Here is an 8,105-nt window from a genome sequence, read left to right on the forward strand (position 1 = left end):
GCAGCCTCCCACTCGGCGACCACGTCGGCCAGGAAGCCGCTGCCCTGTGCGGCCTGCTCGGTCAGCACCTCGTCGCCCCGGTCGAAGCCGTAGTAGCCGATCGCCGATGCGCTGACGAACACCCGCGGCCCACCGTCGGTACCCGCCGCCGCCTCGGCGAGCCTGCGGGTCGGCCCGATCCGGCTGCCGCGCACCGCCGCCCGGTGCGCGGCGGTGAAGCGCCCGGCGATGGACTCACCGGCCAGGTGCACGACGGCGTCGACGCCGCTCAGCAGTCCGGGGGCCGGGCGTTCGGGATCCCAGCGCCGTTCGTCGGAGCTGCGTGGATCGCGGCGCACGAGCCGGATGACCCGGTGTCCGCCGGAGGTCAGCATCGCGGTCAGCGCCGCCCCGACCAGTCCGGATGCGCCGGTGACGGCCACGACGAGTGCGCCGGTGCCCGCCGCCGCGGCGTCGCGGTGCGCGGCCAGGTCGTCGGCGAGCTGCCGGTGCCGGTAGACGAACATCGAACGCAACGCCCGACCGGGCACCGTCGTGTCGACCCGGTCGTGCACGCGCGTCGACTCCGGCGACTCCGCGGCGAAGTCGTGCGTGTGCCGCCACCAGCCGATCGCCCGCGGCGGCCACGACGCCGCACCGTCGGAGGAGAGCACGTCGACGAACCGGTGCGGTGGGTCGTACTCGTCGGCCTGGTGCTGTGCCACCCATCGCAGTCCGCCGGGCAGACCCAGCACCGCACGACCGTCGGCCAGCGAGTCGGTCTCCGCGACCACCTTCATCGGTGCGAAGGGCGGTACCAGCCGGGACATCGCGCCTGGCCTGCCGTGCCAGGCGAACACCTCGTCCAGCGGATGGTCGACGACACTCTCGAACTCGATGCCCATGCTTCTCCTTGCGTCGGGACCCGAACCTCATTCGTAGCCGAGGGCGTCACGGATAGCCGCGGTGAGCGGCTTGCGTTACGGGTACCCCGTCGGGATGGGTGCCAGGGCCGCCCACCGCGATGACAGGCGCACCTTCCGGGACCGGTCGGAGGCCGGGCGCGTGCTGGCCCGTGACCTCTCGGGTTACCGCGACACGAGCGGTCTGCTGGTCCTCGGTCTCGCGCGCGGCGGCGTCCCGGTCGGCTGGGAGGTGGCAGCGGCGCTGCGGGCGCCGCTCGACGTCTTCCTCGTCCGCAAGCTCGGCGTGCCCCGCTGGGAGGAGTTGGCGATGGGCGCCATCGCCACCGGCGGTGGCATCGTCGTGAACGACCGGCTGGTACGCAGCCTCGGCATCAGTGAGGCGGATCTGCAGGCCGCGGTCGAACGGGAGACGGCGGAACTGGCTCGCCGCGAACATGCCTACCGCGGTGGCCGGCCACCGGTGGAAGTGGCTGGCAGGACCGTGATCCTCGTCGACGACGGCATCGCGACCGGGGCGAGCATGCTGGCCGCGGTGCGGGCGGTGCGCAGTGTCGGGCCGGCGCGGATCGTGGTGGCCGTGCCCGTCGGACCCGCGTCGGCCTGTCGCAACATCGGCCAGGAGGCCGACGACGTGGTGTGCGCGGCGATGCCGCCGGGATTCGAGGCGGTCGGCCAGGTGTTCGCCGACTTCCATCAGGTCACCGACGACGAGGTGCGAGAACTGCTCGGCACGCCGACGGTCTAGCGGCGATCCTCGCGGGCGACCTCGTCGTCACGTTGGTCGATCGGCACCGCGGTGGTGTCCGCGTCCAGATCGGTCTCGCGATCGCGGTCCGCGTGCACATCCGTGGAGACGTCGTCGGCAGGCACGGTCTCGTCGGGATACTCGGCGTCGAACTCGGCAGTCTCCTGCTCGTCGTCGGATCCCCCGCCGCCACCGTCGCGCCGCGAGCGCTCGCGCAAGGCGTCCACGATGAGCAGCACCACCCCGATGACACTGGCGGCGATGCAGACCCAGGCGATCAGCTCATTGCTGGTGACCACCGCGGTCACCAGTGCGGCGAGGCCGACGACGGCCAGGACGAGCGCAATGATGAGCATCGATCACCTATCGCGGATCAGTTGTTGCCCCGGTTGAACTGGTTGAAGCCGCCGCCGTCGTTGTTGGCGCTGGAGTCGACGGGCGCCGCCGACCCGCGCTGGCCGAGCTCTTCGAGCTGTGACTCCAGGTACGTCTTCAGCCTGGTCCGGTACTCGCGCTCGAAGGTGCGCAGCTGTTCCAGCCGCCCCTCGAGCACCGTGCGCTGCTGGTTGATGGTGCCCATGATCTCGGAGTGCTTGCGCTCGGCGTCGGCCTGCAGGGCGTCGGCCTTCTCCTGAGCCTGCCGCAGCTGGGTCTCGGAGCGTGTCTGTGCGTCGGCCAGCATCGCGTCGGCGCGCTGGCGCGCCTCGGTGACGGTGTTCTCCGCGGTGATGCGGGCCTCGCTGACCATCGCATCGGCCTGGGCGCGCGCATCCGACAGCAGCTTGTCGGACTCGGCCTTGGCCGTGCTGGTCAGTCGGTCGGCCGTGTCCTGCGCCAGGCTCAGCACCTTGGCCGCCTTCATGGCCTGGTCCTCGTTGGGCGCGGCCTGCTGCACGACCGGCGGCGCCTCGTACACGGGCTGCGGGGGCGGCGCAGGCGCCGGCTCGGGCTCCGGCTCGTAGAGCGGGATCGCCTGAGTCGACTGCGTCGACTGCGCGCCGTTGCCGGAGCGGGCGGAAGCGAGTTCTGAATCGAGTTCGGCGACCCGCTGGCGCAGATCCGCGTTCTCCTCGATGAGTCGCGTCAGCTCGTTCTCAACCAGATCGAGGAATGCATCGACCTCGTCCTCGTTGTAGCCGCGCTTGCCGATGGGTGGCTTGCTGAACGCGACATTATGAACGTCGGCAGGTGTGAGCGGCATTGTCTGCCCCCTTGGAGTCTGGACCGTCAACCGATCTCAAAGTGTAAAGCCTGACCTGTTCGCAACTGGCGTCCATCCTGTCACACCAGACCCGGCGGTTGCAGTCGAGGCCGAATTTTAAGAACGAATTTCAATGTTGCAACGCAATTCGGAGACCTCGGCAAACACCGCGCCAACGGTCCGGGCACCCCGCCCGCGACCCGCCGGGGGCCGGCGTCAGGCCGCGGCGCCGAACGCCAGCTGCATGCCGATGAACGCCACCAGCAGCAGCACCATGATCGACAGGTCGAAGCGCACCGCACCTATCGTGAGCTGGGGAATGAGGCGTCGCAGCAGCCGCACCGGCGGATCGGTGAGCGTCATGATCACCTCGAGGATCACCACTGTCACGCCCTTGGGATGCCAGTCGCGCGAGAAGGATCGGATGAACTCGACCACGACCCGGGCGATCAACAGAAGCCAGAAGACGAACAGCGCGAAACCGAGAATTTCGAAGAAGAGCGACAACGACAGCCGTCCTCACTACGGGCAGATGTGTGACATTCGATACAGGAGTCAGCGCCCGCGGCCAGTCAGCGGCCTCGGGCGCGACGCCAGCCTACCCGTCGGAGGCAGGGCCTACCGATCGGCGGACCCACCGACGAGCCGGCCTACTGATAGGCGTGGAAGCCGACCTCGGCGATGCGCCTGCGTTCTTCGGCGCTGACATCGATGTCGGCCGGCGACAGCAGGAACACCTTGGTGGCGACCTTGTCGAACGAGCCGCGCAGCGCGAACGCGAGCCCGGCCGCGAAGTCGACCAGCCGCTTAGCGTCGGCGTTGTCCATCGACACCAGGTCCATGATCACCGGGGTGCCGTCGCGGAACCGCTCGCCGATGGTGCGGGCCTCGCTGTAGTCCTTCGGCCGCAGCGTGGTGATCTTCGCCAGCGGGCTGCCCGCGTCGAACAACTCGGCCATCCGGCGCGGGTCCATCGCGAGCGCGCCGCGGGTCGACCCGCGCAGCGCACCCAGCCTCGGGGCGGCCCGGTCGAACTCGCGCGGACCGCGCAGTCGGGGCTCGAAGCGTGGTTCGTCGTAGCCGGCGCGGTAGCCGGGGGGCTCGTCGTACTCGCGGGCGGCCGGCCGGTCGTCATAACCGCGGCCGTATCCCTCCTCGTCGAATCGCTCTTCACGTGGGCGGCGGGGACCGTAGGCACGCGCCGCGCCGCGGTCGTCGTCCTCGTAGTACTCGTCGTCGTAGTCATCCATGGGCGCCATACCGAAGTAGGCCTTGACCTTGTGCAGTGTGCTCATCGCGCGACCCTTCTGATGACTCCGGAGCTTGGTGTCTGTGATGAAGATGTGACTGGTGTGACTACTCATGGTGACGTTAGCGGTCGTTGTCCCAGAAGGCCGGTTCCGACACGCACACACGTGGAACCATGTCGCACCGCCACTTCGAGGTCGCCGGACATCCCCGCGGACAACCCGATGCGCTGCGGATACCGCTGCTGGATCCGCTCGCGCTCGGCCGCGAGCCTCGCGAACGCCGCGGCGGGGTCCGCGTCGAGCGGCGGAATGCCCATCAGGCCGACCAGCCGCAGGCCCGCCGCGGCGTCGATGGCGTCGGCCAGTTCGTCGACGAGGTCCGGCCTGCGCACGTCGACACCGGAGCGGCCGGCATCGCCGTCGAGACTGATCTGGAGGAAGACCTGCAGCGGTTCGGCCCGGCGGCCGTCGTCCAGCGCCCGGCCCACGGCCCGGTCCAGCCCGTCGGCCACCCGGAGGTCGTCGACGGAGTGCGCGCTGTGAGCCCAGTCGGCGATCCCCCGCACCTTGTTGCGCTGGATGCGGCCGACCATGTGCCAGCGAACGGCTTGCCCGCCCAATTCGGCGGCGACTTCGGCCGCTTTTCCGGACGCTTCCTGTTCGCGGGATTCACCGAATTCGGTGCAGCCCATTCGATGCAAAAGCAATACATCGGATGCCGGGAAGAATTTTGTGACCGGAAGTAATTCGATTTCGCCGGCATTGCGCCCGGCGTCCGCCGCGGCCCGCTCCAGCCGCGCGCGCACCGCGGCGAGCGACGCCTGCAATTCGCTCTCCCTTGCCGTGGTCACGGCGCTCACTCCATCCACACCAGCGACGCCAGCCTGCCGGTCGGGGCGCCACGGCGGTGACTGAAGAGATTCTTGTCCGCCACCGTGCAGCGCGGATCCACGTCGATGGCGGTGACACCCAAACCCGTTAACTGCCTTGCGATTCCGGCCCGCAGATCGAGGCCGACGGTGCCGCGGGCGGTGGTGGTGCGACTGCCCGGCAGCAGGGCCTCCACCTCGTCGGCCATCTCGGCGGGCACCTCGTAATTGGCTCCGCTGACGGCCGGGCCGAGGAATACCGAGATGTCCCCGGTGCGGGCGCCGAGTTCACGCATCGCCTCGACGGTGCGCAGCACGACACCCTTCGCGGCGCCGACCCGTCCGGCGTGCACGGCGGCGACCACACCCGCGCGCGCGTCGGCCATTAATGCCGGAACGCAATCGGCGGTGACCACGGCCAGAGCCAATCTCGGGAGTCCGGTCACCAGCGCGTCGGTATTTCCGATCGGACCCGCTGCGGCCTGCGCCGGATCGTCCACGACCACCACCCGGTCGCCGTGCACCTGGTTCATCCACACCACCCGGTCGGCGCCGAGGCCGGTCGCCGACGCGAGCCGTCTGCGGTTGGCCGCCACGGCGCCGGGATCGTCGCCGACGTGGTCGCCGAGATTGAAGGTGTCGAAGGGCGGCGCCGAGACGCCGCCGGCGCGGGTGGTGGTCACCCGCCGAACCCGGACGGTCACGGAACCAGTATCGCCGGACGGCACGGGACGTGAACGGCTCAGTGGCGCATGAAGGGCGGCACGTCGACGTCGTCGTCGGCGATGCCGCCGTCGTCGCCGCCGATTCTGACCGTCGCACCATTGGTGTGCAGCGGCACGCTCGCGGGATCGGCCGGATCGAACAGCGGTGAGGTCACCTTGCCCGCCCGTCCCGGCGCGATCGCCTGACCCGCGCCCACCACGGGCTTGCGGCTCGGTCCGGCGGCGTCGAAGCCCGCCGCGATCACCGTCACCCGGACCTCGTCACCGAGCGAGTCGTCGATCACCGTGCCGAAGATGATGTTGGCCTCGGGATGCGCGGAATCCTGCACCAGCGATGCGGCCTCATTGATCTCGAACAGGCCGAGGTCACTGCCGCCGGCGACCGACAGCAGCACGCCCTGCGCACCTTCCATCGACGCCTCGAGCAGCGGTGAGTTGATCGCGATCTCGGCGGCCTTGAGCGCACGGCCGTCGCCCCGTGCCGAACCGATGCCCATCAGTGCGGTGCCCGCACCACTCATCACGCCCTTGACGTCGGCGAAGTCGACGTTGATCAGGCCCGGCGTGGTGATCAGGTCGGTGATGCCCTGAACGCCGTTGAGCAGCACCTCGTCGGCACTGCGGAACGCGTCCATCAGCGACACCGCGGCGTCGCCCATCTGCAGCAGCCGATCGTTCGGGATCACGATCAGGGTGTCGCAGCTCTCGCGCAGTGAGGCGATGCCCGTCTCGGCCTGGTTGCTGCGGCGCTTGCCCTCGAAGGAGAACGGCCGCGTCACCACGCCGACCGTCAACGCGCCCATCTTGCGCGCGATGCTGGCCACCACCGGTGCGCCACCGGTGCCGGTGCCACCGCCCTCTCCTGCGGTGACGAAGACCATGTCCGCGCCGCGGATCAGCTCCTCGATGTCGTCCTTGGCGTCCTCGGCGGCTTTTCGGCCGACCTCGGGGTCGGCGCCCGCACCCAGCCCTCGGGTGGAGTCGCGGCCGACGTCGAGCTTGACGTCGGCGTCGCTCATCAGCAGCGCCTGCGCATCGGTGTTGATCGCGATGAACTCGACGCCCTTGAGGCCCTGTTCGATCATCCGGTTGACGGCGTTGACGCCGCCGCCGCCGATGCCGACGACCTTGATGACGGCGAGGTAGTTATGCGGGGGGGTCATCGTTCGCCTTCCTGTACGACTGGTCCGACTCCGGTTGGCAAACTCTCAACCTCAACGTGAGGCTTAGAGTTATGTCAAGTAGCGCCGTGCAAACAGAACGGTATGGCCGGCCCCGGCATTGACCATGCAGGCGCGCCGGTGCGGATCTGACGAATTTCAATCGCCCGCGTGCGGCGGCGTTGCGGCGGGCGTTACTTGACCGTCGGCAAATCGGGACTGGAGACGTCGTAGGTCTGGCCCGGCTGAGTGAGCAGGGCGGCCAGTTTGAGCGCCTTCTCCTCGGTGCGGTCGTTGGTGCCCCACACCACCACCCGGCCGTCGGTCAGCGTCAGAGTGATCGCCGCGACCGACGGCGCCGCGATCCGCCCGACCTGGCCGGCCACCTCCGGCGGCAGCGCGGTCATCACTTCCAGCGCGGCCTGCGTCGCCGGATCGCTGGGACCGGGATTCTCGGCGTCGAGGTAGGGCAGCGTCGGGGGCGGCGGCGCGGTCGCGAAGTCGACGCCGTCGCGGTCGAAGAGATGCGGGCCGTCCGGAAGGTCCTTGACCACCACCGGCACCCGCTCCACCACCGTGATCCGCAGCGTGGACGGGTACTCGCGCTGCACCCGGGCGGCGGCCACCCGGCGGATGGTCGCGACGCGCTCGGCCACCGCGTCGGTGTCGACCTGCAGCAGCGGCGTCCCCGCGGGCACCGCGGCCGCGGCGAGCACCTCCTCCTGCGTCACCGCTCCGATGCCGGTGATCACGATGCTGCGCGCCGACATGACCGGCGTGAAGTACAGCAGCAGGCCCAGTGACACCGCCAGCACCGAGATCAGTGCGGACCACAACAGCACCTTCAGGCCCCGAACCGTTCCCCGGCCAAGGGTTTTCGGCGTGTCGACGGGCGCCCCGAGGGCCTTGCGCCTGGCCTCGCGCCTGGCCTGTTCGATGGCCGTGGCCCGTTCCTGCGCGGCGCGGCGCTCCTCGCGCTCGCGGCGGGCCCGCCGGCGCGGACCCTCGAAGTCCTCCCCCGCGGCGGGCGGGAGGTTCGCGTCCTCGGGCGCGTCGGCCGCCCGGTCCTCCGGGGCCTCCGATGGTTCGGCGGGCGGGCCGTCGTCCTGCGTCGGCTCGGTCATCACCGCTCCGTTCGCGGCGGCGGGGCGATGCGATTGGCCTTCGCCCGCAGCGCAGTCAGAATTTCCGGTGCGAGCATGGTCACGTCGCCGGCACCCATCGTGAGCACCACGTCACCCTGCCGGGCG

The 8,105-nt window shown here is 70.1% G+C and carries 11 protein-coding genes; 1 reads left to right on the plus strand and 10 read right to left on the minus strand.

Annotated features, from left to right (window positions below; all coding sequences use genetic code 11):
* Positions 1–884 (minus strand): NAD-dependent epimerase/dehydratase family protein (locus tag Q2100_RS26425; RefSeq protein ID WP_302916451.1); only part of this gene is annotated, 884 nt, incomplete at its 3' end.
* Between the two features lie 94 nt (positions 885–978).
* Between Q2100_RS26425 and Q2100_RS26430 the strand changes: the two genes are divergently transcribed.
* Positions 979–1,650: a phosphoribosyltransferase gene (locus Q2100_RS26430; protein WP_302916457.1), complete on the plus strand. Its 672-nt coding sequence runs from the start codon at positions 979–981 to the stop codon at positions 1,648–1,650.
* Here Q2100_RS26430 and Q2100_RS26435 read toward each other — a convergent pair.
* The 9 genes from Q2100_RS26435 to Q2100_RS26475 all read right to left on the minus strand — a co-directional run.
* On the minus strand, positions 1,647–2,006 hold the full coding sequence (locus Q2100_RS26435; protein ID WP_302916452.1) for a DUF308 domain-containing protein: 360 nt from the start codon (positions 2,004–2,006) through the stop codon (positions 1,647–1,649). The genes Q2100_RS26430 and Q2100_RS26435 overlap by 4 nt on opposite strands.
* A 17-nt stretch (positions 2,007–2,023) precedes the next feature.
* On the minus strand, positions 2,024–2,851 hold the full coding sequence (gene wag31, locus Q2100_RS26440; RefSeq protein ID WP_264012501.1) for a DivIVA-like cell division protein Wag31: 828 nt from the start codon (positions 2,849–2,851) through the stop codon (positions 2,024–2,026).
* A 216-nt stretch (positions 2,852–3,067) separates the two neighbouring features.
* Positions 3,068–3,358 (minus strand): YggT family protein, encoded by a 291-nt coding sequence (locus tag Q2100_RS26445; protein WP_264012502.1) that lies wholly within the window; start codon positions 3,356–3,358, stop codon positions 3,068–3,070.
* A gap of 143 nt (positions 3,359–3,501) precedes the next feature.
* Positions 3,502–4,146, minus strand: coding sequence for a cell division protein SepF (locus Q2100_RS26450; protein ID WP_302916453.1), 645 nt, complete (start codon positions 4,144–4,146; stop codon positions 3,502–3,504).
* A gap of 65 nt (positions 4,147–4,211) precedes the next feature.
* Positions 4,212–4,952, minus strand: a complete 741-nt coding sequence (locus Q2100_RS26455) for a YggS family pyridoxal phosphate-dependent enzyme (RefSeq protein ID WP_328518140.1) — start codon at positions 4,950–4,952, stop codon at positions 4,212–4,214.
* Between the two features lie 5 nt (positions 4,953–4,957).
* Entirely contained in the window at positions 4,958–5,674 is a 717-nt protein-coding gene (gene pgeF, locus Q2100_RS26460) for a peptidoglycan editing factor PgeF (RefSeq protein ID WP_302916455.1), read from the minus strand.
* Between the two features lie 38 nt (positions 5,675–5,712).
* Positions 5,713–6,858: a cell division protein FtsZ gene (gene ftsZ / locus Q2100_RS26465; protein WP_264012506.1), complete on the minus strand. Its 1,146-nt coding sequence runs from the start codon at positions 6,856–6,858 to the stop codon at positions 5,713–5,715.
* A 191-nt stretch (positions 6,859–7,049) separates the two neighbouring features.
* Positions 7,050–7,979, minus strand: a complete 930-nt coding sequence (locus Q2100_RS26470; RefSeq protein ID WP_302916456.1) for a cell division protein FtsQ/DivIB — start codon at positions 7,977–7,979, stop codon at positions 7,050–7,052.
* On the minus strand, positions 7,979–8,105 hold a 127-nt coding region (locus Q2100_RS26475), incomplete at its 5' end, for a hypothetical protein (protein ID WP_302916458.1). The genes Q2100_RS26470 and Q2100_RS26475, both read right to left, overlap by 1 nt.

Origin of the sequence: Mycolicibacterium arseniciresistens, assembly GCF_030519285.1 — a bacterium.
In the GTDB taxonomy this organism is placed as follows: Bacteria; Actinomycetota; Actinomycetes; order Mycobacteriales; family Mycobacteriaceae; genus Mycobacterium; species Mycobacterium arseniciresistens.